Raw genomic sequence first — 24298 nt, 5'->3', positions numbered from 1 at the left:
GCTTCAGAGTCCGCATAGGGCGTCCGAAGCCGCCACAAAGAGACCATTCCTATAGGATTTGTCTATGAAACTCGCTTCCTCCCGGGACCGCGCCCCCGGCCGGCCCGTCAGCCGCCAGGTTCTCGCCGACCACGTGTATGAGGAACTTCTCGCGTGGCTCATGGACGGCCGGCTCGAACCGGGAGCCGCGGTCAGCATCGACGGGACGGCGCGGGAATTGGACGTTTCGCCTACGCCGGTGCGCGAGGCACTGGCGCGGCTGGAGCACACAGGCATGGTCCGCCGGGTTGCCCTCAAGGGGTACAGGGTGGCCCCGGTTTTCACGCGCGAGGATTTTGCCGAACTCATGGAGGCCCGGCTCGCGATTGAGCCGGTGAATGCGCGCTTGGCGTGCAGCCGGATTACCCCGGAGGGTTTGGCGGATTTGCGGGAGGCTGTGAAGGACCTGGAGACTGCTCCTCGAGGCCCGTCTTTCGTGGAATTCCGGGACTATCTCGACGCCGATGAGCGCTTCCATAAGCTGATCGCCGAGCAGTCCGGCAACCAATTCATGCTTGCTGCCTACGCCGCGCTGGGTGGCCAGGTCCAGCGGTTCCGGCTGTTCGGGGGAGTGGGCATCACCGACGCAGACCAGGCCATTGCGGAACACCAAGCAGTGCTCGACGCGCTGGCGAGCGGTGACCCGGAACAGGCCGCGGCCGCCATGGCCGACCACGTGCACAAGGTCCGCGCCCGGGCCATCGCCGACGCACCCGCTGACTGATCTCCCGCCGCCCAAGCCGAGTCCGACGGCGATCCAGGACGGCGACTCGACGCCGCCAGACCCCGAAGGCCCGCCTAACGGCGGGCCTTCTGCGTGCGCGGCGAACGCGGCGTTCCGGTGACCCACTTCACAAACATATGTAAGACATATAGGATCTTTGATGACGCGGAGCTAGGGTGCGAAGAGGCGGGGCCAGCCCACGGAAGTCCGAATAAATATGTTGACAGCCTTGCCTGAATAGTAAATCCTATAGGAAACAGGATTCCACGAAGGAGTGAAAACTATGGCTTACACCGCCGAAACCTGGCCCATCACTGCGGCCTTGCTCCAGTTCCCCGGCACCGACGCCACAGGACAGCACATCAACGACGCCGACGCTTCCGCTTGGGCCGAGGTCCTGCAGGAAGTCAAGGACGCAGGGTTTGCCAACGCAGACCTCACGGACAGCTGGGTCCGCCCGGGCGACCTCAGCAAGGAACGCCTCGCCGAGTTCAAGCAGACCGCGGAGCACGTTGGCATTGGCATCCCGGTCATCTCGGCTATCCGCCGCAGCATCATCCACACCGGCGACTGGGCCGAGAACCTGGCGTACAGCCACCGGACCATCGATGCCGCAGCCGAACTCGGCTGCGAGGTTGTCTCCTTCGGACTCCACCAGGCCATCACCGCCGAGCAGCAAAAGCAGCTGTGGTTCTGGACGGTGGAAGGCTACAAGGATCCGGCGGGGGACAAGGAAGCCTGGGGCAAGGCGGTCGCCCGCTTGCGGGAACTCGGTGAGCACGCCGCGGAAGCCGGCATCCTCCTCTCCCTGGAAATGTATGAGGACACCTACCTCGGCACCGCCGATTCCTCGGTCCGGCTGGTCCAGGACATCGGGCTGGACAACGTTGGCCTCAACCCGGACCTTGGCAACCTCATCCGCCTCCACCGTCCCATCGAGGACTGGCGCGAGATGGTGGCCAAGACCCTGCCGTACTCCAACTACTGGCACATGAAGAACTACATCCGCGACGAAGACGTGGCCCGGGACAGCTACATCACCATGCCTGCGCCGATGGAGAGCGGCCTGATCAACTACCGCGAGGCTTTCAAACTCGCGCTGTCGGTAGGCTTCCAGGGCATCTTGTGCACCGAGCACTACGGCGGCGACGGGCTCAGCGTCACGGCGAGCAACCAGGAATACCTCCGGCGGCAGGTTCTTCCGAAGACAGAGAACTACGTCCTCGGCCAGAGCCAGGTAGCCCAGGGCCGGCAGCAGCCTTCCGGCCGGACCGGCTCCACCCAGCCAGCAACCTCCCAGCTGGCTGGTGTCTAGGATCATGACAAGGATTTTCGACAACCCCGCAGACTTCGCGGACGATGCCCTCGACGGATTCGTCGCCGCCAACCGCGGCTATGTTGCCCGGGTGGACGGCGGAGTGGTCCGTTCCACCGAAGTCCCCGCCGGACAAGTTGCCCTTGTGGTGGGCGGCGGCTCGGGACACTACCCTGCTTTCGCCGGACTGGTGGGACCGGGCCTGGCAACTGCCTCGGCGTGCGGCAACATGTTCGCTTCCCCGGCGGCCGGCCAGGTGTATCGCGTGGCCAAAGCAGCCAACGCGGGCGGCGGAGTCCTGCTCAGCTACGGCAACTACGCCGGCGACGTGCTGCACTTCGGCCAGGCCCAGTTGCGGCTCAACGCCGAAGGCATCGAAACCCGCACCGTGACTGTTACCGACGACATCGCCAGCGCGCCGCTGGACCAGATCGAAAAGCGGCGCGGGATCGCGGGCGACCTCACGGTCTTCAAGATCGCCGGGGCCGCGGCCGAAGCGGGACTGGACCTGGACGCCGTCGAGCGCTTGGCCATCAAAACGAACTACCGCACGCGTTCGCTCGGGGTGGCCTTCGACGGTTGTACACTCCCAGGCGCCTCGGATCCGCTGTTCCACGTTCCGGCCGGCCAGATGTCCCTCGGCCTGGGCATCCACGGCGAACCGGGCATTTCCGAGCACAAAATGCCCACCGCTTCCGAGCTCGCCGAACTGCTCGTCTCCAAGCTCCTCAACGACAAACCGGACGACGCCGGAGACCGCGTGGTGGCTCTTGTCAACGGCCTCGGCACGGTCAAGTACGACGAACTCTTCCTGCTCTTCGGCAAGATCGAAAAGCTCCTCGGCAAGGCTGGCCTCACGGTAGTCGAACCCGAGTGCGGCGAGCTCGTGACAAGCCTGGACATGTCCGGTCTTTCACTCACGCTGCTCTGGCTGGACGAGGAGCTCGAACAGTATTGGGCAGCACCCGCGGACACTCCGGCGTTCGGCAAGGGCAACCTCGCGCCCCGCCCGCCCCGCAACTTGGCGAGCGTCACCGCGGTGGACGAGTCCGACGTCGAGCAGCCCACCGCGGCCGCTGCCGAACTCGGCCGGCAGGCCGTAGACGTGCTCGCCCAGGTGCGGGACGTCGTCGTCGAACATGAAGAAGAGCTCGGCAAGCTGGACGCGATTGCCGGCGACGGCGACCACGGCATCGGTATGCGACGCGGCGTTGAAGCGGCATTCAGCGCAGCAGAGGCGGCAAGCGGAGCCTCTGTGGGTCGGGTCCTGACGGCGGCGGGGGAGGCCTGGAGCGAACGCGCCGGCGGTACCTCGGGCGCGCTGTGGGGCTCGGCGATCATTGCGGCCGGACAGGCGCTCGGCAACAAAGCAGGCTACTCGGGCGAGGATGCCGCGGCCGCTGTCACTGGCTTTGTGGACGCGATCACGGAACTCGGCAAGGCCGAGCCCGGCGACAAGACCATGGTGGACGCGCTGCTGCCGTTCCGGGATGCGTTCCTCACAGAGTTCGACGCCGGAGCCCCGGTTGACCGGGCCCTCGCGGCTGCTGCTGCGGCGGCCGAGTCCGCGGCAGCTGACACGGCGCGGTTGCGTCCGCTCAAGGGCAGGGCCCGTCCGCTCGCGGAGAAGAGCCTGGGCCACCCCGATCCCGGAGCGGTCTCCTTCGGGCTGATCACGGCGAGGATCTCACAACATATCGACGCGCAGCTGGCGTCCCCGGCAGGAAACGGAGTTCAAGCATGAGCACATCAGAGGGCTGGCGGATCATCGTCGGCAATGACGAAGCGGGCGTCGAATACAAGCAGGCACTCATGGCGCTGCTTGAGGCCGATCCCCGGGTGGCGTCGGTCACCGACGTGGGCGTAGGCGCCAACGACTCCACGGCCTACCCGCACGTTGCCGTGGATGCAGCGCGCAAAGTTGCCGAGGGCGAGGCAGATCGCGCCCTCCTGATCTGCGGCACGGGCCTGGGCGTGGCCATCGCGGCCAACAAGGTTCCCGGAATCCGGGCCGTCACCGCGCACGACAGCTACTCCGTGGAACGCTCGGTCCTCAGCAACAACGCCCAGATCCTGACCTTGGGACAGCGGGTGATTGGCTTGGAACTGGCCAAGAAACTGGTGGGCGAATGGCTGGGCCACCACTTCGACGAAACATCATCTTCCGCCGCCAAGGTGGACGCCATTTGCTCCTACGAGCCCGATTACACAAAGGCAGTGTGACATGACTGAATCAGCAAGCAGCGCCACAGGCGACGGAAGCGCGGCCCGGAAGATCGCCGTCGTCGGCTCCGGTTACATGGGCGGCGGGATCGCGCAGGTCCTGGCCCTCGGGGGAGCGCGCGTGGCGTTGGCGGATGTGTCCGCCGAAATCGCGCAGAAGAACTACGACCGCCTGCTGGTGGAGTCGGACGAATTCGTGGCCGCAGGTCTCTTTCCGGAAGGTTCCACGGCAATCCTGAAAGCCAATCTGTGGGCCGCCAAGGACATCGAAGAGGCGGTGGCGGACGCCGACTTCATCGAAGAAGCCGTCCCCGAGGTCCTCGACATCAAGCACCAGACCCTGGCCCGCATCAGCGCGGCCGCCCGTCCCGACGCGCTGATCGGCTCCAACACCTCTACCATTTCCATCGCCGATCTCGCCGAGGCCGTTGTCGGCCCCGAGCGATTCCTGGGAGTGCACTTCTCCAACCCGTCGCCGTTCATCCCCGGCGTCGAGATCATCCCCCACGCCGGCACCACGCCGGAGACCGTGGCTGCGGCCCGCGAACTGGTCCACGCGGCCGGCAAGCAAACCGCCGTCGTCAAGGACGTCACCGGTTTCGTGCTCAACCGGCTTCAGTACGCGCTTTTCCACGAGGCCGCCCAGTTGGTGGAGCAGGGGATCGCAACAGCGGACGACGTCGACACCCTGGTCCGTACGACGTTCGGCTTCCGCTTGCCGTTCTTTGGCCCATTCGCGATCGCGGACATGGCCGGACTGGACGTCTACAACTTCTGCTACAAATCCCTGCAGACCGGATTCCCGGAACGCTTCGCGACCCCGAAGATCCTGAGCGACCTCGTGGAGGCGGGGAAGCTGGGCACCAAGACCGGCGCGGGCTTCCTCAACGTCCCGGCGGAACGCACGCCCGAACTCATCGCTTACCGGAACAAGGCCTACGTGGCCATGCAGAAGCTCCTTGATGAGCTTGGCCCGGCACCGATCAACTAGCCCACATTCACAGGAGAATACCCATGAGCACCTTCCCCGCAGAACGCACCGCAATCGTCACCGGCGCTGTCTCCGAGCGCGGCATCGGCCGGGCCACCGTCAACTACCTCGCAGCACAGGGCTGGAATATCGGCATCATCGACCTCGACGACGCCCTCTGCAAGAGCACCGCCAAGGAAATCGCCGCCGAATATGGAGTCCAGGCCTACGGCGTCGGCGCCAACGTGGCTTCCGAAGCCGAGGTACGGTCGGCGATCGACACCCTCGAGGCCGAGTTGCCGCAGATCGTCGCACTGGCCAACGTTGCCGGCGTCAGCTCACCGGTTCCGTACCTGGAACTCGAGCCCGCTGAATGGGACCGCGTCCTGAACATCAACCTCAACGGCGTCCACTTCGCCACCCGCCGCGTGGCCGAATCCATGGTCAGGAACCGGATCGGACGCATCGTGAACATCTCCTCTGTTTCCGCCCAGCGCGGCGGCGGGACGTTCTCCAAGACCCCGTATTCGGTGGCCAAGGCCGGCGTCATCGGTTTGACCCGCGCCACAGCGCGCGAACTGGGGGAATACGACATCACCGTCAACGCCATCTCTCCCGGCCCCATCGACACCGACATCATGGGCGGCACCCTCAGCGAGGAACGCAAGGACGAACTCACCAAGGACCTCGTGGTGAACCGCGTGGGCTCCACGCGGGACATCGCCGCCGCCATCGCCTTCCTCATCAGCGAAGACTCCGGCTACATCTCGGGCCAGACGCTGAATGTCGACGGCGGTTTGTACATGCACTAAAGCGCGGCTCCACCACCGTTGCCCAAACCCTGACTACTCAACACTGATTTCTCAACACTGATTACTCAACGAGGAGTTTCGATGTCCGCTGTAACAACGTCCACGAAGGAGATGCTGGATTCGCCGGTCCTGAAATCGGCGATCCGCAAGGCTGCCTTCCGGCTCATGCCGATGCTGGTCATCCTCTATGTGGTTTCCTTCCTCGACCGCACCAACGTCGGATTCGCCGAAGCTGCACTCGGCGCCGACAAAGGCGTCTCGGCCGGGGCGTTCGCGCTCGGTGCCGGTATTTTCTTCATCGGTTACGCGATCTTTGAAATCCCCAGCAACCTGCTGCTCAAGAAGGTCGGCGCGAAGGTCTGGCTCGCACGCATCGCGATCACGTGGGGCATCGTCTCTGCCTGCTTTGCGTTCGTGCAGGGTGAGACGTCCTTCGTGATCCTGCGGTTCCTGCTCGGCGTGACGGAGGCGGGCCTGTTCCCCGGCGTCATCATGTACTTGGCCGAGTGGTTCCCGAACAAGGTGCGCGTGCAGATGTTCGCGATCTTCTACCTCGCCCAGCCGTTCTCCCAGATGATCGGCAACCCGCTCTCCGGCTGGCTCATCAACATCGGCGACCAGCTTCCTGGCGTCCGTGGCTGGCAGGTCATGTTCTTCACCGAGGGCATCCTGGCGGTACTCGCCGGCGTTGCGGCGTTCTTCTTCCTGATCAACGGGCCGGAGAAGGCCAAGTTCCTCAACGTCGACGAGAAGTTCGCGCTCAAGGAGATCATGACGCAGGAAGACACGGTCAAGGATGAAACCGGGCCGCGGGGAGTCTTCGCTGCGATGCGCAACGGCCGCGTCTGGTACTTCACCCTCATCTACTTCTGCCTGCAGATCGCCGTCTACGGCGTGACCTTCTTCCTCCCGCAGCAGGTGTCCTCGCTGACAGGCCAGAAGGTGGGCCTCGCCGTCGGGCTCCTGATCGCGGTGCCGTGGTTCTTTGGCATCTTCTCCTGCTACCTGATTGGCCGGGCCGCCAACACCGTAGCCAAGCGCCGCATGTTCGGCACGGTGCTGTTCGTTTCCACCGGTGTGTGCATCCTCGGTTCGGCATGGGCCGGCACCAACCACCAGCCGGTCCTCGGACTGATCTTCATCACCCTCGCGGTCTGTAGCTTCCTCGCCGTCGGGCCGGTGGTCTGGGCCTACCCTACGGCGTTCCTTGCGGGTTCGGCAGCCGCGGCGGGCATCGGCCTGATCAACTCGCTGGGCAACCTGGGCGGCTTCGTGGCCCCGATCCTTCGGACCGCGGTCAACAGCGCCACGGCGGACCCCACCGGATCCGCCGGGGTCTATGCGCTCGGCATCCTGCCCTTCCTGGCGGCCGCCATGATGTATGGCACCCGGGCGTTTAGGAACAAGGCCGACGATCTCCTGGACAAGTAGCCCGTTGTACATCGGGGTCAGCACCAAGATGTACATGGGGTACCGGCACAGCATGTCTTGGCTGGAGCAACTCCGAAGCGAAGTGGACGCCCGTCCGGCCCTCGTGGCCGGGCGGGTGGTCCCGTTTGTGATCCCGTCGTTCCCCATGTTGCCTGAGGCGGCCCGGATTCTGGACGGCTCTCCTGTCCACCTGGGTGCGCAGAACTGCGGCTGGGCCGAGGGTCCATGGACGGGGGAAGTGTCACCGTCGTTGCTGGCGGAGCTCGGTGTGCGGCTCGTGGAGATCGGACACGCTGAACGACGCCGGCACTTCGCCGAGGACGACGCCGTGGTCGCGTTGAAGGTCCGGGCCGCCGTGGAGGCAGGGTTGACCCCGCTGCTGTGTGTCGGCGAGGAGGCCGTCGCCGATCCGGCGGTGTCGGCGTCGTTCGTGTTCCGGCAGATCTCTGCCGCCGTCCGGGACGACTGGGCGACCGCCGCCCGCCTGGTTATTGCGTACGAACCGGTGTGGGCCATCGGCGCTGCCGAGCCAGCCGGCGCAGCCTACGTGTCCGATGTCGTCGCCCATCTCCGGGACTTGCTCGCCGAACTTGGCCTCGCCGGGCTGCCGATCATTTACGGTGGCTCGGCCAAACCGGGTCTCCTGCCCGAACTGCGGGGCGTGTCAGGCCTCTTCCTAGGCCGCTTCGCCCACGACGCCGCGAACTTCGGGGCGGTACTGGATGAGGCGCTGCGGCTGGACGAGGCGCTGGGCTTGCCCGAGGCCCTGGGATTGCCCAACTAACTCGCAGTAGTTGTCGTTTTCAGCCCTCAAAACGACAACTACTGCCAGTCAGTTGGGTCTCCACGCTGGCACAGGCCCACAAAGCCGCCCAGCTGCTCCAGCCCTTCCGGCCGGGTCGGCAGGTAGTTTGTCAGCTCCGGTGAGCGAACGACGACGGCGCGCCACTGACCGCGCGACACCGCCACATTGATCCGGTTGCGCGAGAGCAGGAACTCCATGCCGCGCGGCACCTCGGCGGCTGCGGACGCAGCCATGGACACAATCACCACGGGAGCTTCCTGCCCCTGGAACTTGTCCACGGTCCCCACCCGCACACCGCGAAGTCCGGCTGCCCTTAGTTCGTGCTGAATGAGCTGGACCTGGGCGTTGTAGGCAGCCACCACGAGGATGTCCTTTTCGGCCAGCGGCTGCTCCTCGGTTGATTCCCGGGGGTCCAGCCAAGCCAGCCCGAGGTGCGCCCTGACTTGCCGGACTACCTCCGCGGCTTCCTCGGGAGACTGGGTGGAGTTGCCGCCGTGCGGGACGTAGACGCATTCGACGCCGGCCCGAGCTCCGGAGAGCCGCCGCTTGGAAGCAGCCGGTGCTGAATGCAGCCGACCATCGTAGGACAGTTCCGATACCGCGGCGCACAAATCCGGGTGCATGCGCCACGACGTCGCCAGGAAGTAGCCGAGCTTTGCGGGCAGCGTGTGCGCGCCGTGGGCCAGCCAGCCGAGAGCGGATTCATCGACGGGTTCCGGGTGCTTGCCCTGGGTGACCTGGGGAAGTTGCTGGGGGTCGCCAAGGAGCAGGAGCCGCTTCGTTGCCCGGCTCACGGCGAGGGTGTTGGCGAGCGAGAACTGACCGGCTTCGTCGATCACCAGCAAGTCCAGGGATCCCGGAGGAACGGTGCGGCCCGTCATGGTCCATGCCGTGCCGCCTACCAAGCAGCCTCCCCGCGATCCAAGCAGCCGCTCAATGTCGTCCTTGGCCTGCTGGTCCCAGGGAACGGGGTCGTCATGCTTCATTTCCTTGGCGATGAGCGAAGGATCCACCCCGGCCTTCACTGCGGCGTGCAGCATGTTCTCGACGACGGCATGGGACTGCGCAACAACCCCTACCTTCCAGCCCGCACGCACCAGGCGCTCGACAACATGCGAACCAACGTAGGTTTTGCCCGTTCCCGGCGGGCCTTGGACAGCGAGATATGACTGGTCAAGATCCGACACGGCGGCGGTGATGGCGTCCACATATGCATCGTCGCCAGGCCCGACGGCGGGCAGTTCCGCAAGCGTGGCCAGCCTCGGTGGGACGCGGCGCAACAGGTCCAGCGCCGGATCCTTGGGCCACGACGGCAGACTGGAACGCACCCTGATGGCCAGTTCGCTCAAGGCCTTCCTCTGCCCGTCGGTGTTGACCGGAGCATCGGGCGTCAGGGCCATGGGAAGCTGGGAGTATTCCTCGGCACCCTTGGGCAGCCGCTCCGAAATGGTCACGGCATCCGAAGCGCCGTCGTCGGGACCTGAAAGCAGGCCGCCGTCATCGAGGCCCTCTGGATCGCCGACCTCGGTCACCTCCGTGCCGGACATTCCCGACCTGCCCAGGGCGCTGACTGCCTTACCGTCGAAAGCCTCCGGCACGGGTGGCTCGTACATCCGGAAGTACTTCTTGCCGGGCGCGAAACCGGAGCCATCGGCTGCGTGGCCGAACAGCCTTACCTTCCGTGCCGGGTTGCTTCGGGGCGTCGGCTTGGCCCAGTCCTCCAGCACGTCGCCGCCCTCCACGATGAAGCAGTCCCTGGTGTCCTCCCATTCGGAGACTGGCCGGTCCAGGCGGTCGAAGTGTCCCCACCAGAATTGCTTGTCCTCACGCCGGTGAAAGCCGACTGCGGCCGCCACCAAGGCCACCGCCCTGTTGTTGTCGGAGCGGAGGGCATCGTCCGGCAAGTCGGCAAGGTACTCGAGGAGGGCTGTTTCCTCGGGCGCGGCCTGGTACTTGTCCGGCTCGGTCTCCGCGGGTAGCCCGGGTCCCGAGGTACCCGGAAAACCGGGTTCAATGGAGCGTTCGGCTGCCAGGCCCAGCAGCCAATTCCGCAGTTCCAGAGTGGAGAGGCAGTCATATTCGTTGTAGTCGGAGATGCCCGCCAGGATCGTTGCCGCTTCCTCTTCGCGGTGCGCGTCCCTGGCCGTGCAGTAGTTGGCATAGGCAACCACGGAGGCCCCGGCGTCGGTCACGTCACCCGAGCGCAAATGTTCGCCCATGTACAGGGGCTCGAGTTTCTTGATGCTGTAGGAGTCTTCGGAGATACGGATGCTGTGCCGCACGGTGTCGTAGAGGTCAACCAACACGCCTTCGCGGAGGAGGTTGTCCACGGCGGCTTCGCCAACGGTATGGATGACAGACAGGTTCCGCAGCGCTGTTTTCTCATAGGCCGCGTAGTGGTAGATCCGCATGTCCGGATACTTCATGCGGCGTTCTTCCACGTAGTCGAGGAAATCGATGAACGCCTGCCGTTCTTCAGCCCGGGAGTGTGCCCAGAACGGCTTGAACACGGGAGTTCCGCCCGGCTCGGCCGGATTTTCGATCACCCCGAACAAGTACTCCAGTCCCCAGCGGCCCGTTACCGGGTCCTGCCACAGGGGGTCTCCCTCGAAGTCAAAGAAGATGTCTCCCGCGTCCGGCCGGGGGAGCCGGGCCAAGGAGTTGGACTCGAGAACGGAATAGCTGATGCTCTTGGCTGCGCCGGTCTTGTCGGTGTACGTGACGGTGCCATCGGGGGTGGCTGTTCTGGTCTGTAGTCGGGCCTGTTCCTGCAGGCGCCGCGTCGCGGAATCGGCGGCGTCGGGCATCTGGGCGAGGGCATCAATGGTGAAGATGCCGTTTTCCATGAGCTTCTTGCGCCGCGTGATTCTCATGCCCGCCACCATCAGCAGGTCCCGGTGGAGGCGCACTTGTTCTTTGCAGTAGTCGCAGCGGCCGCATGCGGTGACTCCGGGCGCGCCCCATTCGATAGGCTCCAGCCGCGATCGGTGCGTGTCCGTCAAAGCGAGGAAGCGGTCCCGGCGTTCGCGGAAGACCGGCAAGACGTCGGCGAGCCGGTGGTCGGTGTGCACGTAGTCGAAGCCGCCCCGGCCGTCCGATCCAGCAGACTCCCGCTGAATCGTAGCCCCGAGGACAAGGGTCAGATCCGGGGCCGGTGTGATTCCCGCCTTGAGCAGCTGATCGCCGTAGGCAGCCAATTGCAGCAGGGCCGTGACCTTGGCGTGGCGGGCGAGCTTGGTGTCGTACACCGTGTAGCTGCCATCCGGCTGCTTGACGAGGAAATCGGACCGTCCGTGAAACTGGCCGTCGAAGAACGCGGCTTGGAAGACCACATCCGCGCCCGATCGCAAAGCCTCGATCGATTCCGCATGCTTGGCTTGCAAGGTGGCGCGGTCCATCGCTTCGGCGGGAACGACGTCGAACACGCCCTTGCGCGTGAGCGGATCCCAGGTGCCGAACTCGGCCACGAAACGGTCCAGCACCCTGTGCTCGTGGACGTCGCCGAGCGCGGCGGTGCGCTCCAGCATTTCGTCGACGTCGAAGGCCGGCTTCTGCGAGAGGCCCAGCTTCTCGTCCAACTTGCGCAGCAACTGGTACTCGCAGGTGGAGGCCGTGACGAGGTCGCTGGCGGAAAACACCAGGTCCTGCGCTTGCCCTGCATCTTCTGAATCGAGAAAAAACACCGTGCCCCCAGACCGTTGAGCTGATGATGCCAAGCTATCAGTGCGGTCCGACAGTAAGGCAGCCCCGGCAAGGGACCAAGGCAGTGGGGGTCAGCCGCTGAAGCGGATGGTGATCACCAGGCCGATGAGCGCGACCACGCCGGCCAGGATCATGGCTGCCCTGGGATTGCCGAAGTTGAGGGTCCATCCCAGGCCGAAGCGCCGCGGAACCATGAGCGCGTGGTCTTCGCGGTTGACGTAGAACAAGCCGCTCCGCCAGTATTTGTCGTCCTCCCGGCGCCAGCCAGAGCCAGGGAAACCGTGGTGGATCGGTCCGCAGTTCGGTATCCACCGCGATGACTTGGTGCGCTCCCTCATACCAACCTCCGGCGGCCTTCGCGGCCCGGATCTCGCGGTTGGCAAGGAAGAAGCAGCCATACCAGGCACCGACGAGCACCAGCACGGACAGCGGCAAGAGCAACGTTTCGCCGGTCACGCCATAAATGGCAAGGCAGACCCCGATGGCGACGATACCGCTCAGGAGAACCCGCCAGCGATAGATGCGGGTCTGCCTGACCACTGTAGGGTCCTCGGCACGCCGGGCCGGTACCCGGACCCCGAAAGGCACCGTCGGGCTGTTGATCGCGGGCAGGACCAGCGCGATGGCGAGCACCAGTGCCGCCAACGCGGAGCTCAGGACTATGGCGACGGTCATGGTGTTTCCTCTGGCTGCGTGGTTCCAAATGAATCGAGTATCGACCGGCAGGACGTGAGAACTTCCTCGGCCGAAAGTCCGCGGGCGACGGCTTCGGCGAGCAGGGTCCGTGCCCTCGCCGTCCACTCCGCGTCGAACGGCGGGTCCGCGACCGCCGGGGTCACCACCGCGCCGGTCTTGCGGTTGAGCTGGATCAGGCCCTGCTGGCGCAACAGGTCATAGGCTTTGTTCACGGTGTGGAAATTGATCCCGAAGTCCGCAGCGAGGGTCCTGGTGGCCGGCAACGAACTGCCTTCGACCAGCACGCCGTCGGCGATTGCCTCCACGATTTGGTCCCGCAGCTGCTGGTAGATCGGCACGTCGCTGGCCAGGTCTACGTTGAGGATCATGACTCCCACCTCCGTCTTTATTATATAAGTTATAGAACAACTAGCGGAAAATCCCCTCCTCCCCGAAAGCAGGCTCCGAATGACCAAGTCTGACGCCCAAGCCGCCCAAGATCCCGCGTTCGAAGCCGCGTACCAGGCAGCCCAAAAGAGCCTTCGCGAAGGCGGCATTCCCATCGGCGCAGCTCTCGCCCGTGGTGGGCTGGTGATCGCGAGCGGGCACAACGAACGTGTCCAGAACGGCGATCCCATCGCCCACGGGGAAATGTCGGCCCTCCGCGCAGCCGGCCGGCAGAAGAGCTACCGGGACACCACCCTCTATACGACCCTCGCTCCGTGTGCCATGTGCACGGGCACCATCATCCAGTTCAAAATCCCGCGCGTGGTGGTGGGGGAGGCCCGCACCTTCGGCGGCGAATTCGAGCTGCTGCGGTCCCGGGGCGTAGAGGTTGTGGTCCTCGATGACCAGCGGTGCGTGGACATGATGCGCACGTTCCAGGAAGGGAATCCGGAACTGTGGGCCGAGGACATCGCCGAATAAGACCGGCGCGAGCAGCGGGAAACCCGGCGAATCAAACGGCATCTGGCCACAGCCAAGGCCCAAGCGTAGGCTGACAGCATCGGCGTCGGTGCCGGGGGTCCGCGTCGATACCCAATCGATCAAGGAGGACTCATGAGTGTTGTGCGCGAATTCATGACCACCAATGCCCAGTGCGTCAAAGAAGAGCAGTCGCTGCGTGACGCGGCTGTCCTGATGCGCGATCTGGACGTCGGTTCGCTGCCCATTTGCGGCAACGATGGAAGACTCAAAGGATTCATCACTGACCGCGACATTGTGGTCAGGTGCGTTGCTGAGGGACTGGATGCTGACCGGCTCACTGCGGCAGATCTCGCCCAGGGCACGCCGATCTGGATCGATGCCGACGCCAGCATCGACGCAGCTATCGACCTGATGGAAAAGCACCAGATCCGGCGCCTTCCGGTCATCACCGACCACAAGTTGGTGGGCATCATCAGCCAGGGCGACATCGCCCGCAACTACACCGAGGAGCGCGTAGGCGAATTGGTGGAGCACATCTCCGCCAAGACCCCCATGGCGCAACTGGGCTAACCGCAACTTTCGCACCCATCAAGCGTCACGGCCCGCCGGCCGTGGCGCTTCCGTGTGCGGTACTCCGCTCCGTCTTTAGCCACGGCGAACCCCGTAAGGCAAAATGTCATGGTGACCCATCTTCCCCAAAGCCCGTCAGCACAGCCCCAGTCGGCAGACGCCGCCATCTACGCACTGATCGCCGAAGAGCTCGGTGTGAAGGCCTGGCAGGTCAAGGCCGCGGTTGACTTGCTCGACGCCGGATCCACCGTCCCCTTCATCGCCCGGTACCGCAAGGAAGTCACCGGGACGCTCGATGACACCCAGTTGCGCGAGCTCGAGGAACGGCTCCGGTACCTGCGGGACCTGGAGGACCGCCGTCGAACGGTGCTTGAGGCGATCGCCGCCCAAGGCAAGCTGACTCCCGAACTGGAGGCCGCCGTCGTCGGGGCGGACACCAAGTCGCGGCTGGAAGACATCTACCTTCCCTTCAAGTCCAAGCGCCGCACCAAAGCGCAGATCGCCCGCGAGGCCGGCCTCGAGCCGCTTGCCGAGGCGCTTCTCGCGAACCCGCAGCTCGAACCTGAGCGCGAGGCCGCGAAGTACCTCAACGCCGAGCACTCCATCGACGACGCCTCCGCGGCGCTCGCCGGTGCGCGCTCGATCCTCGTGGAGCGGGTCTCCCAAGATCCCGATCTCGCCGAAGCGCTGCGCGAGCGCTTGTGGACTCAAGGGCGGATGGTTTCGCGTGTGAAGAAGGGAAAGGAACTCGAGGGGCAGAAGTTCAAGGACTACTTCGAGTTCTCCCAAGTGCCTTCCGGCATGCCCGGCCACCGCGTACTCGCGCTATTGCGTGGCGAGAACGACGGCGTCCTGGAGCTTGATCTCGCCGAGGCAGAACCAGCCGACGACGACGCCCTGGCCGCCGCTCGCGGCCGCTACGAGAACGCTGTGGCCAAGTGCCTCGGGGTCGCCGAGCGTGGCCGGGCCGCCGATGCGTGGCTTGTGCAGACGGCACAGATCGCCTGGCGCTCGCGGATCCTGGACCGTTTGAGCAACGACTTGCGCGGCCGCATGTTCGCTCAAGCCGAGGATGAAGCCGTGCGGGTCTTCGCCGCTAACCTGCGCGATGTGCTCCTTGCAGCCCCGGCCGGAAACCGCGCAACGCTGGGCCTGGACCCGGGACTGCGTACGGGCGTGAAGGTGGCCGTCGTCGATGGTACCGGCAAGGTCGTCGCCACCGATACCATCTATCCGCACGCCCCGGCCAAGAAGTGGGACGAGGCCTTGGTGACGCTGGAGCGCTTGGCGCGGCAGCACGGCGTCGAACTCGTGGCGATCGGCAACGGCACGGCGTCGCGCGAGACGGACAAGCTCGCGGTGCAGCTCATCAAGTCGCTGGCTGCGTCCGGCGGTCCCACGTTGCAGAAGCTCGTGGTGTCCGAGGCGGGCGCCTCGGTGTACTCGGCGTCCGCGCTCGCGGCCGCGGAACTGCCGGGCATGGACGTGTCCCTGCGCGGGGCCGTTTCCATCGCACGACGTTTGCAGGATCCGCTGGCCGAATTGGTGAAGATCGAGCCGAAGTCGATCGGTGTGGGTCAGTACCAGCACGATGTCACGGCGGCGAAGCTGGACCGTTCGTTGGACGCCGTCGTCGAAGACTGCGTGAATGCGGTGGGCGTGGACGTGAACACGGCGTCGCCCGCGCTGCTGGCCCGGGTGGCCGGCGTCGGGCCGCTCCTGAGCGAGAACATCGTTGCGTACCGCAATGAGAACGGCCCCTTTGCCAAGCGGGCCGACCTCAAGAAGGTGCCGCGGCTGGGTGCGAAAGCATTTGAGCAGTGTGCGGGCTTCCTGCGGATCACCGGGGGAGCGGAACCGCTCGACGCGTCCAGCGTCCACCCGGAAGCGTATTCGGTGGCCCGGAAGATCGTGGCCGCCGCGCGTGGAGCTGCCGTGTCATCGCTCGATCCCCAGGTGTTCGTGGATGGGACGTTCGGCCTGCCCACCGTGCGCGACATCATGTCCGAGCTCGAGAAGCCGGGCCGCGACCCCCGCCCGGCCTTCGCTGCAGCGACGTTCTCCGAGGGCATCGAGAAGATTTCCGACCTCAAACCCGGCATGATCCTGGAAGGCACGGTCACCAATGTGGCGGCGTTCGGGGCTTTCGTGGATGTCGGAGTGCACCAGGACGGCCTGGTCCACGTGTCCGCGCTGGCCAACAAGTTCGTGTCCGATCCCCGGGAGATCGTGAAGTCCGGACAGGTCGTCCGCGTGAAGGTCCTTGAGGCAGACCCGGAGCGGAAGCGGATTTCGCTGACTCTGAGGCTCGACGACGAACCCGGCACCCCAGGTGACTCCGGTTCGCGCGGTGGCTCCGGTGCCCGGGGCGGCGGGCGTGACCGCGGCCCGCGTGGTGGCGAGCGCGGCGAGCGGCGTCCGGCACCGCAGGCCGGACAGGGCGCGAAGGGGGCCCCGGCGAAGGCGGCCCCCGCGAAGGCGGCTCCTCAAGCGCCGGTCAACACGGCCATGGCGGAAGCGTTGCGCCGGGCCGGGCTGGGGAAGTAGCCACGGCCGCCTATCCCCTGCGGTGATTTCGAAGCAATGCTGCCGATTCCTGAAGCATGAGTGGCATCATGTAGGAGATCAGAAGCGTTAGCCTGTGCCAGGGGGGGCCATGTTTCGAACGCGCGGGCAAAGGAAGAGGACACGGACGTTCAGGCCTCGATGGTGGTTGTACGCCATCTTCGCCATGGAGTTGTGTGTTGCCTTGGCGGTGGGCCTGCCGTACCTCTTCGGCGATGACTCTTGGGAGGCCTGGGGATGGCCGGTCTGGATTGCGGACGTTTTTTCGTTGCTCGTGGTGCCGCTTGTGGTTTTCGCATCGTTTTCCTTGGTACGCCAGCAGCTCCGGGAGCGGGCTGAAGCGTCCCGGACCACGCGCTTGATGGATACGGTGCTGACCACCAGCCGGGAGTGGTTGTGGGCCATAGGACCTGACGGGCGCTTCACCTTCTCCAGCCCGGCGGGCGTGGAGTTGACCGGATACGAGCCTTCAGAATTACTAGGCAGGCATTTCCGGCTGATCATTGACCCTGATGATCTGGCCGACGCCCTGCAAGGAAGGGCTTCCACCGAGGACGCTGCCGCGGGCTGGTCCGGACTTCACGCCGTGTGCCGCCACAAGGACGGCAGCAGGGTTCTGGTGGAGGTGTCCGGAAGAACGCTTCGCGACGCCGCGGGACGCCCTGCTGGTTTCGAAGGAACCAGCAGGGCGCTTGACCCCGGGAGGGCGGACACGCTGGCTACCGGTGAGATCAGGAGCCGGGTCGAGGCGGTGCTCGCCGGGCGTTCCTTGATGACGGCATTCCAACCCATCCGCTCCCTGGAATCAGATTCAATCGTTGGGGCTGAAGCCTTGACCCGGTTCCCGGGCTCTCCGGATATTTCCCCGGAGGTGATGTTCGCTGAGGCTACGGCTGTCGAACTGGACGTTGAGCTTGAGATTCTTGCCCTCGAGACCGCACTTGCGGCTGCGAAGGGGCTGCCACTCTCGTTGTCGGTTTCCGTGAATCTCTCACCCCGGGCATGCCTGGACGCGAGACTCTCCGATACTCTCGAGCACTCTGGAATATCGACCAGCCGGATCGTGCTCGAGGTGACGGAACGCCACCACGTTGTTGACTATGGTCCCCTCGCAGCGGCACTTGCACCTTTGCGCTGCCGCGGCTTAAGGATCGCAGTTGATGACGCCGGTGCGGGTTTTGCTTCCATGCGCCACGTCCTGTTGCTCAAGCCTGATGTGATCAAGCTGGACAGGGAAATCATTGCTGGCATCGATACTGACCCGGGCCAACGGGCCTTGGGGGCGGCCATGGTCGGCTTCGCGAAGGAAATCGGGGCAGCTTTGGTCGCCGAGGGGATCGAAACCGAAGCTGAGTTGAGCGCGGTGGCGGAGCTCGGCATGACCGCCGGGCAGGGCTACCTTCTCGGGCGGCCCTCGGTGCGGCCAGAGGACTGGGCACGGTGGGGTGAGGCGCCCAACTAACTCGCATTTGTTGTCGCTTTGAGGCTTGAGAACGACACCTACTGCGAGTTAGTTGCGTTAGGGATGGCCTGAGCTGGCACTCATCGGGAACCAGAGTATTCACCAAAGGGCCAAGCGGGCATCTCCGATGAAACTGTTCTCATTCGTCCCAAGCAAGAGCGGCACGGTTGGGGAAGTAGCTTCTCCGGCGCCTACTCGTGTGTCACGAAGCCGGTGATGTCGGATGGGCTCCGGAGTCCGGGGAGGGAGCGGGAGCCTTCTGCCACGGCCAACGCCCGGTAATCTCAAGCTCGATGGAGAAGCTCAAGAACGTCCGGATCAGCACGATGACCGCCAGGACCCCCACGCTCTCAAAGGTGGGGGTGACTGCGACTGTACGAATGATGTCCGCGGCCACCAGAAATTCGAGGCCTAGCAGGATGGAGCGTCCCAGGAGCTGCCTGTAGGAGCGGTACACCGAAAGCGGCGCCGAGCTCGCCGGCAGGCGCTTGGGCTTGTAGCCGCGCAGGGCAAGGGGGATCGACGCGATGGCGCCTACAACCATCACCGCGACTCCCGCAAAGTCCATGTATCGGCCGACAGCCTCGATGATTTGCTGGAAATCCATGAGTCCCCTTGTGCCGGGCTAGGGTGCCGGGATCGGGAAGAACGCCCGAGGATCCTGCAGCAACGCGGGGTAGTCGAAGTCCGTGCGGTCGATGATCTTGGTGACCTCGAAGTTGCGGCCGAAACGGCCGTCTTCCAAAGTGATGGGGCGGCCATGGATCTTCCCCAAGGCGAACTTGGCGCCGCCCTCGATGGGGACGAGAACTGGCGTGTTGCCGGGGAGCGTCCGGAAGGCCTCATCTTGGCGCTGGCGATTGCGCGTGGGCTTCTTCACCAGCTGCTTCGGGGCCTTGCGGGCGGTCTTGCCCGGACGGCGGGACGTTTCCGAGGCATAAACGAATTGGTAGCCGTCGCCCTCACTGTTCGCGGCCTTCGCCTTGCCTGCTGCCGGCATCCCCACCTTGTCGATCTTCTCGGGTTCGACGTCGCCCACCGGAGCGCGAAGCACCCAGATGAAGTCGTCGTAGGGGTCTTCGGGGATGAACTCGTGGCTGGGCTCGGGCCAGAGGTACTCGAGGTCGTTCGGAGTGTCCGGGAAGAGCTCGGCGTAGAAGCGGGGCTCCTTTTGGAGCAGCTTGGAGCGGTGGCTCAGGTGGAAATCGGCGTCGCCCAGCCACGGCGGCATCGGAATCTTGGAGGCGTAGTCCGGGTGGGCTGCCTGGGGTGCGAACTCGGTGATGCTGGCGCGGGTGTTGTCCGGATTGCCGCGGGCGACCCATTCGTCCACCATGGCCAGGCCGTAGAGGGTGAGCGCGGGAACGTAGCCCATCCACATGCGGATAGCGGGGTGGGAGGGCCGGCCGAACTCGGGGATCACCAGTGCGCGAAGGATCTGCAGTGCTTCGACACGCTGCTTGCCAAGCCTTGCGGTGTCCAAGACGGCAGCACTTTGCTTGAAATCGGGGAACGGGAGGAAGGTCTGCATCCTTTCAGTTTGGGGGCCGAACGGCGTAGATCCAAGTTGACGCGGTGTGGCCTTCCCCTCGCTCGTGTTATTGGCGCCCTTTGATCGCTGTTTGCCGGGCGCTCAGATGGGGCGCGTCCAGTATTCGTCCTAGTCTTGTCGAGTGGAAACTTTTGGCGAATCGACGACGGCGGCACCTCCGGTTGCCGAACTGCACCTACACATCGAAGGGACGCTTCAGCCCGAGCTGATTTTCGCGCTCGCGGAACGGAACGGGATTGAGCTTCCGTACGCGGATTTGGACGAGCTGCGCGCAAGGTACGAGTTCACGGATCTGCAGTCATTCCTTGATCTGTACTACGCCAACATGGCCGTGTTGCGCACCGAGCAGGATTTCGCGGACATGACCAGGGCCTATTTGGCACGTGCCGCGGCCGGTGGCGTGCGGCACGTCGAGGTCATGATGGATCCGCAGGCGCACATCTCGCGCGGCGTGGCCCTCGAGACGTGCGTGAACGGTGTGGCGTCCGCGCTCGCGACGTCGGTAGAGGACTTCGGCGTCTCGACGCTCCTGATTGCCGCGTTCTTGAGGGACATGTCCGAGGAATCTGCGCTGGAGGTTTTGGAGCAGCTTCTAACCATGAAGGCGCCGATTGCCGGCATCGGCCTGGACTCGGCTGAGGTGGGCAATCCGCCGTCGAAGTTCGAGCGACTATACCGCCGCGCGGCGGAGGCCGGACTGCGACGGATCGCGCACGCGGGCGAGGAAGGCCCGGCTTCGTATATTTACGAGGCCCTCGATCTGCTCGGCGCGGAGAGGATCGACCACGGCATCCGTTGCATGGAAGATACGGCTCTGGTGGAACGGTTGGTGGCAGGCCAGATTCCGTTGACCGTGTGTCCCTTGTCCAACGTCCGGCTGCGCGCGGTGGACACCTTGGCTGATCACCCTTTGCCTGCGATGTTGGCAGCCGGGCTGAATGTCAGCGTGAACTCGGACGATCCCGCGTACTTTGGCGGCTATGTGGACGACAACTTCGAGCAGCTTGTCGCCGTGCACCGGTTGTCCATTGCGGACCGGGCACGCCTGGCCGCGAACTCGGTGCGTTCGTCGTTCGCGGACGAGGCCCGGAAGGCTGAGCTGCTGGCCGAGGTTTCGGAGTGGGAGAAGGCTGCCATCAATTAGTCGGTCGCGGGTCGATCACCGCGCTGCGCGGAGCTAAGCCCTCGCTGTCGGCCCACCAGCCCTATCGAAGTTCCCGGACCACTTCCTGAAACGCGAAGTGAGTTGGATAGCCTTGATTGCTCATTGCATGCACCATGGCTTTGGTCATCCAATCCTGGGGGAGCCATGTCCGGTCGGTCATCTGGGGATGGGTCGGATTACAGACGGACGCCCAGAGCATGAAGACGAGTTCGGCCCAATCAGAGTGAAGGATCCACTTGATCGGGCCATTCTCCGAAACTCCGTCGATGCTGAGCTGCCCTGGACCCACCAATGAGGCCATATGGATGCTGTGCCAGTTCCAGGCATGGATGCCAGTGGGGGAGTGAAGGTAAAACCCAAAGTTGCTCACGGCGACCGTCCCGTGGTCGATTGGAACCCAACGCGGCTGGGCCATTTCAGCTGCCTGCCGGCGTCGTGATGCGTTGCCAATAGCCTGCGCGGCGGCGAAACCGGCCATCATGGCCAGTCCACCTCTTCCGGTGGCAACCATCATTCCGTGGCTGTGGGCGTAACTACCGTCACCGGGTGCATGCCAGGAGAGCAGCTGAAACCCTCCATGTGCAACGATCCTCTCCTCGGGTCCGCCCAGCCGAAGGGCGAACGGTACTGGAAGGTGCTGACGTTGCCCCAACTGGCCGCGCATCGTGAGGACTGCCAATTCCGCGGTGGTCCAAAGTGCCTCGTCGCGGGCAGTCCATTGCTCGTTTTCGTCTTGCATAGGCTTTTTCCCCATGGGGTTTAAGCTAGCCGATTCCTGAGGGGATATGCCCGCCGAGGAGCAAGGTTGTGGATATCGGCGCACACGGCGCCGCTCGGAAGGAAGCGGATTCTAGCCGGGGCTCTCCGGAGGCCCTCGAGGGTACCCCAAGCGCCAGCTACCGGCCGGTACCCGAGAGCCGCCCATCACTTGCCGGCGTTTGGGCGTAATAGTGGGTCACGACACACGGTGTTTACCAAGAACAGTCGCCAGAATTTACAGAACATTGGCAGACTGCTGAAGGAATGTTCGCCGTTGAAGGAGACCCAGTGGCCAAGTCCACCGTCGAAAAAAGCAGTGCCCGTCTCAAGACCGTCCTGGACGTCTTGGCTGAGGGAACGTGGTCCGAGAAGTCGTTGAATGCCGGCGAGATCCTGGCAGAAGCGATTGTCCGTGTCCCGCTGGATGAGCGTGAGAGTGAGCTGCTCAGTGGAGGCATTCCGCGCGGCCATAAGAGCCTGACGACGGAGACCGCGAAGCTGGTCAAGGCCGGCTGGCTCGTCAAGGGCCGTTCAGGCTGGACCATCACCGACGACGGCCTGCGTGCCACGGTCGCTTTCGCCAAGCCGGACGAGTTCGTCACGGCGCTGACTGAGGGCATCCCCGTCCCGGCAGATACCCCGCTTCCCACGGCTCCCGTCAAGAAGGCTCCCGCCAGGAAGACCGCGGCCAAGAAGGCTCCCGCAGTGGAAAAGGCACCTGCTGCCAAAGCTGCAGCAACGAAGGCCCCCGCCGCCAAGGCAACGCCCAAGAAAGCTGCAGCACCCAAAGCGGCTGCCGCCGTCGAGAAGCTCGAGCAGCCGTCCGCCGTCGCGATCGCTGGTGACTTCAACACGATTCTCGGCGCGCCTGAGGACTGGGCTCCGCAATACGACGAGGTGCAGATGAAGTTCAACGCCCGTCGCAAGGTGTGGACCCTCGCCGCCACGTTGCCTGCCGGTTTCTACACGTACAAGATCGCGCTGAACCGATCGTGGGACGAGAACTACGGCGCGTTCGGCGCACGTGACGGTGCCAACCACGAGCTAAAGCACGACGGCGGCAAGGTCACCTTCACGTACGACCACGCCACACGCGACATCGTCACGGCTTAGCCGGTTCTCCCACGTTTTCTCCAAGTCCACATGCGACTTGGAGAAAACGCGGGAACAAGCGCCCAGGCTCCGAGGTTAGGGTAGGTCAACAGAACCTAACCGAGGAGCTAGCGATGACCGATGCCACTTTCCGCCACAACGTTGACCGCGAACGCTTTGAGGTGCTCGTTGACGGCCATGTAATCGGGAAGGCCGCGTACAAGGCGTACGACGACGGCGGGTCCCCGCAGCGGATCTTCTACCACACCGTGATCAACGAGGAGTTCGGTGGACAAGGGCTTGCGGGCAGGCTCGCCGAAGTGGCCCTGAACGAGACCATGAGCGAGAGACTCGGGATCGTGCCGGTGTGCCCTTTCATCAAGAAGTTCCTCACCAAGCACCCGGAGTACGCGGCGAACGTTACTGCCCCGACGCTGGCGCACCTGGAGTACCTCAACGCGGCCCTCGTCCCCGCTGCCAGGGCCTAAAGCGGCGGGTCGCGCCGCCGTCGAGCCTCACGAATACATCAATGAACCGGGAGTCGTCAGGACTTCGCCGGTCTCCAGCCAGGTCTTGAGGCCGGAGAGGATCATCGGCCAACCGCCGTAGATCTGGTCGTTGCCGCCTTCGCGGAGGTCGCTGTGGGTGACGGTCAGGTGGCAGGAATCGCCGACCGGTTCGATCTCCCACGTGACGCGTGATGTGCCCTCGGCTTTGACGTCTTCACCCCAGAGCGCGCGCATGGTCTGGACGAGCCGGCGCGGGGGATCGACTTCCACGTTTTCGCCTTCGCCCAGGACCATTCCGTTCGCCTTGGGATTGTGCATCTCGTAGTGGCCGCCCGGCGTCCAGTCGGCAGTGTGGGTGTTGCCGAACTGGTACTTGCTGCGGGTGTCGCTGTCCGTGATGGCTTCCCAGAGCCGCTCCGGAGTGGTCTTGATGTAGATTTCGAAGATCTTTTCCACGGGACTTTCCAATCTGGTCTTGAGGTCGCTCAACGCAGCGGCCCATGGTTCTGCATATTTGCTCACCCAGCGGTCGTGGACGAGCCTGATGGGTACCGGATTCAGGTAGTGGAGCTTTTCGCGACCACGACGGCGGGTCACAACCAGCCCGGCTTCCTCAAGGATCTTGAGGTGCTTCATGATCCCGAAACGGGTCATGTCGAACCGTGCTTCAAGCGCGCTGAGTGTCTGCCCGTCCTCGCGGAACAGCTCGTCGAGCAGATCCCTGCGGGTGGGGTCGGAAAGTGCCTTGAAGACGGCGTCCATGCATTCAGAATAGGTGACCATTTGGTCACATGTCAACGGATTTTGGCGGACTGGGTCCGGCGTATTTCCTGCGTGGGCGGGTTTAAGTCCGGGTGGGTCTGAAGTGGTGGTTGCGTCGGGGTGTTTGGCGGGGGTCGAGGTGGGGTGGTGGTTTGAACCATGCGGTGCCGTTGTCCAGGGTGATGGTCCAGTGTTCTTTGTGGATGACGTGGTGGTGGTGGCTGCAGAGCAGGGTGGGT

At 64.5% G+C, this 24298-nt stretch carries 22 protein-coding genes; 15 read left to right on the top strand and 7 right to left on the bottom strand.

From position 1 onward, the window contains the following. The first annotated feature begins 64 nt into the window (after positions 1-64). The 8 genes from AC1DJB_RS16680 (at position 65) to AC1DJB_RS16645 (ending at position 8298) form a co-directional block, all read left to right on the top strand. Complete coding sequence (locus tag AC1DJB_RS16680; RefSeq protein ID WP_284989712.1) at positions 65-763, top strand: GntR family transcriptional regulator; 699 nt, start codon at positions 65-67, stop codon at positions 761-763. 283 nt (positions 764-1046) lie between these two features. Then, positions 1047-2078 (top strand): sugar phosphate isomerase/epimerase family protein, encoded by a 1032-nt coding sequence (locus AC1DJB_RS16675; protein ID WP_441433321.1) that lies wholly within the window; start codon positions 1047-1049, stop codon positions 2076-2078. Positions 2079-2082: 4 nt separating this feature from the next. Then, positions 2083-3822: a dihydroxyacetone kinase subunit DhaL gene (gene dhaL / locus AC1DJB_RS16670; protein ID WP_441433320.1), complete on the top strand. Its 1740-nt coding sequence runs from the start codon at positions 2083-2085 to the stop codon at positions 3820-3822. After that, on the top strand, positions 3819-4301 hold the full coding sequence (locus AC1DJB_RS16665) for a ribose-5-phosphate isomerase (protein ID WP_441433319.1): 483 nt from the start codon (positions 3819-3821) through the stop codon (positions 4299-4301). The genes dhaL and AC1DJB_RS16665 overlap by 4 nt, the downstream gene beginning before the upstream one ends. Before the next feature lies 1 nt (position 4302). Then, positions 4303-5292 carry a 3-hydroxyacyl-CoA dehydrogenase family protein gene (locus tag AC1DJB_RS16660; RefSeq protein WP_284989716.1) on the top strand — a complete coding sequence of 330 codons (990 nt, stop codon included), beginning with the start codon at positions 4303-4305 and terminating at the stop codon, positions 5290-5292. Positions 5293-5315: 23 nt separating this feature from the next. After that, positions 5316-6083 carry an SDR family NAD(P)-dependent oxidoreductase gene (locus tag AC1DJB_RS16655; RefSeq protein WP_306962219.1) on the top strand — a complete coding sequence of 256 codons (768 nt, stop codon included), beginning with the start codon at positions 5316-5318 and terminating at the stop codon, positions 6081-6083. A gap of 81 nt (positions 6084-6164) precedes the next feature. After that, complete coding sequence (locus AC1DJB_RS16650; protein WP_059388113.1) at positions 6165-7514, top strand: MFS transporter; 1350 nt, start codon at positions 6165-6167, stop codon at positions 7512-7514. Further along, positions 7465-8298 carry a triose-phosphate isomerase family protein gene (locus AC1DJB_RS16645; RefSeq protein WP_441433318.1) on the top strand — a complete coding sequence of 278 codons (834 nt, stop codon included), beginning with the start codon at positions 7465-7467 and terminating at the stop codon, positions 8296-8298. Before AC1DJB_RS16650 ends, AC1DJB_RS16645 begins: the two co-directional genes overlap by 50 nt. A gap of 38 nt (positions 8299-8336) precedes the next feature. Here AC1DJB_RS16645 and AC1DJB_RS16640 read toward each other — a convergent pair whose 3' ends face one another. The 3 genes from AC1DJB_RS16640 to AC1DJB_RS16630 all read right to left on the bottom strand — a co-directional run bounded on the left by AC1DJB_RS16640 (position 8337) and on the right by AC1DJB_RS16630 (position 13085). Beyond that, on the bottom strand, positions 8337-12002 hold the full coding sequence (locus AC1DJB_RS16640) for a TM0106 family RecB-like putative nuclease (RefSeq protein WP_441438450.1): 3666 nt from the start codon (positions 12000-12002) through the stop codon (positions 8337-8339). 90 nt (positions 12003-12092) lie between these two features. Continuing rightward, the gene (locus AC1DJB_RS16635; RefSeq protein ID WP_441433316.1) at positions 12093-12359 is read right to left on the bottom strand and encodes a DUF5808 domain-containing protein; all 267 of its coding nucleotides are present in this window, start codon (positions 12357-12359) and stop codon (positions 12093-12095) included. Positions 12360-12692: 333 nt separating this feature from the next. Beyond that, a complete protein-coding gene (locus AC1DJB_RS16630; RefSeq protein ID WP_307054041.1) occupies positions 12693-13085 on the bottom strand; it encodes a GntR family transcriptional regulator in 393 nt (130 codons plus the stop codon). A gap of 79 nt (positions 13086-13164) precedes the next feature. On the opposite strand from AC1DJB_RS16630, the gene AC1DJB_RS16625 reads away from it, so the two are divergent. From AC1DJB_RS16625 to AC1DJB_RS16610, 4 genes are all read left to right on the top strand, one after another. Then, entirely contained in the window at positions 13165-13623 is a 459-nt protein-coding gene (locus AC1DJB_RS16625) for a nucleoside deaminase (protein WP_441433315.1), read from the top strand. Between the two features lie 132 nt (positions 13624-13755). Beyond that, positions 13756-14193, top strand: a complete 438-nt coding sequence (locus tag AC1DJB_RS16620) for a CBS domain-containing protein (protein WP_284989722.1) — start codon at positions 13756-13758, stop codon at positions 14191-14193. Between the two features lie 108 nt (positions 14194-14301). After that, a complete protein-coding gene (locus AC1DJB_RS16615; RefSeq protein WP_441433314.1) occupies positions 14302-16740 on the top strand; it encodes a Tex family protein in 2439 nt (812 codons plus the stop codon). Positions 16741-16906: 166 nt separating this feature from the next. After that, positions 16907-18220, top strand: a complete 1314-nt coding sequence (locus AC1DJB_RS16610; protein WP_441433313.1) for a sensor domain-containing phosphodiesterase — start codon at positions 16907-16909, stop codon at positions 18218-18220. 202 nt (positions 18221-18422) lie between these two features. Here the strand turns inward: AC1DJB_RS16610 and AC1DJB_RS16605 are convergent, their stop codons facing one another. Together AC1DJB_RS16605 and AC1DJB_RS16600 are read right to left on the bottom strand one after the other, a co-directional pair. Continuing rightward, positions 18423-18827 carry a DUF1622 domain-containing protein gene (locus AC1DJB_RS16605; RefSeq protein WP_307054045.1) on the bottom strand — a complete coding sequence of 135 codons (405 nt, stop codon included), beginning with the start codon at positions 18825-18827 and terminating at the stop codon, positions 18423-18425. 18 nt (positions 18828-18845) lie between these two features. After that, positions 18846-19751 (bottom strand): MSMEG_6728 family protein, encoded by a 906-nt coding sequence (locus tag AC1DJB_RS16600; protein WP_284989727.1) that lies wholly within the window; start codon positions 19749-19751, stop codon positions 18846-18848. A 142-nt stretch (positions 19752-19893) separates the two neighbouring features. Between AC1DJB_RS16600 and AC1DJB_RS16595 the strand changes: the two genes are divergently transcribed. Continuing rightward, positions 19894-20916 carry an adenosine deaminase gene (locus AC1DJB_RS16595; RefSeq protein ID WP_059388098.1) on the top strand — a complete coding sequence of 341 codons (1023 nt, stop codon included), beginning with the start codon at positions 19894-19896 and terminating at the stop codon, positions 20914-20916. A 61-nt stretch (positions 20917-20977) separates the two neighbouring features. Here AC1DJB_RS16595 and AC1DJB_RS16590 read toward each other — a convergent pair whose 3' ends face one another. Then, entirely contained in the window at positions 20978-21691 is a 714-nt protein-coding gene (locus tag AC1DJB_RS16590) for a hypothetical protein (protein WP_441433312.1), read from the bottom strand. Positions 21692-21984: 293 nt separating this feature from the next. Here AC1DJB_RS16590 and AC1DJB_RS16585 point away from each other — a divergent pair, with 293 nt between their 5' ends. Continuing rightward, positions 21985-22809: a pullulanase X25 domain-containing protein gene (locus tag AC1DJB_RS16585; protein ID WP_113990616.1), complete on the top strand. Its 825-nt coding sequence runs from the start codon at positions 21985-21987 to the stop codon at positions 22807-22809. A gap of 113 nt (positions 22810-22922) precedes the next feature. Then, positions 22923-23276 carry a GNAT family N-acetyltransferase gene (locus AC1DJB_RS16580; RefSeq protein ID WP_441433311.1) on the top strand — a complete coding sequence of 118 codons (354 nt, stop codon included), beginning with the start codon at positions 22923-22925 and terminating at the stop codon, positions 23274-23276. A 27-nt stretch (positions 23277-23303) separates the two neighbouring features. Here AC1DJB_RS16580 and AC1DJB_RS16575 read toward each other — a convergent pair whose 3' ends face one another. Beyond that, positions 23304-24059 carry an ArsR/SmtB family transcription factor gene (locus AC1DJB_RS16575; protein ID WP_078106162.1) on the bottom strand — a complete coding sequence of 252 codons (756 nt, stop codon included), beginning with the start codon at positions 24057-24059 and terminating at the stop codon, positions 23304-23306. Positions 24060-24298: the final 239 nt, after the last annotated feature.

It is taken from the genome of Arthrobacter sp. 01T428 (assembly GCF_056398685.1).
The sequence above is the reverse complement of the archived record's forward strand: the minus strand, read 5'-3'. Positions and strand labels throughout refer to the sequence as shown.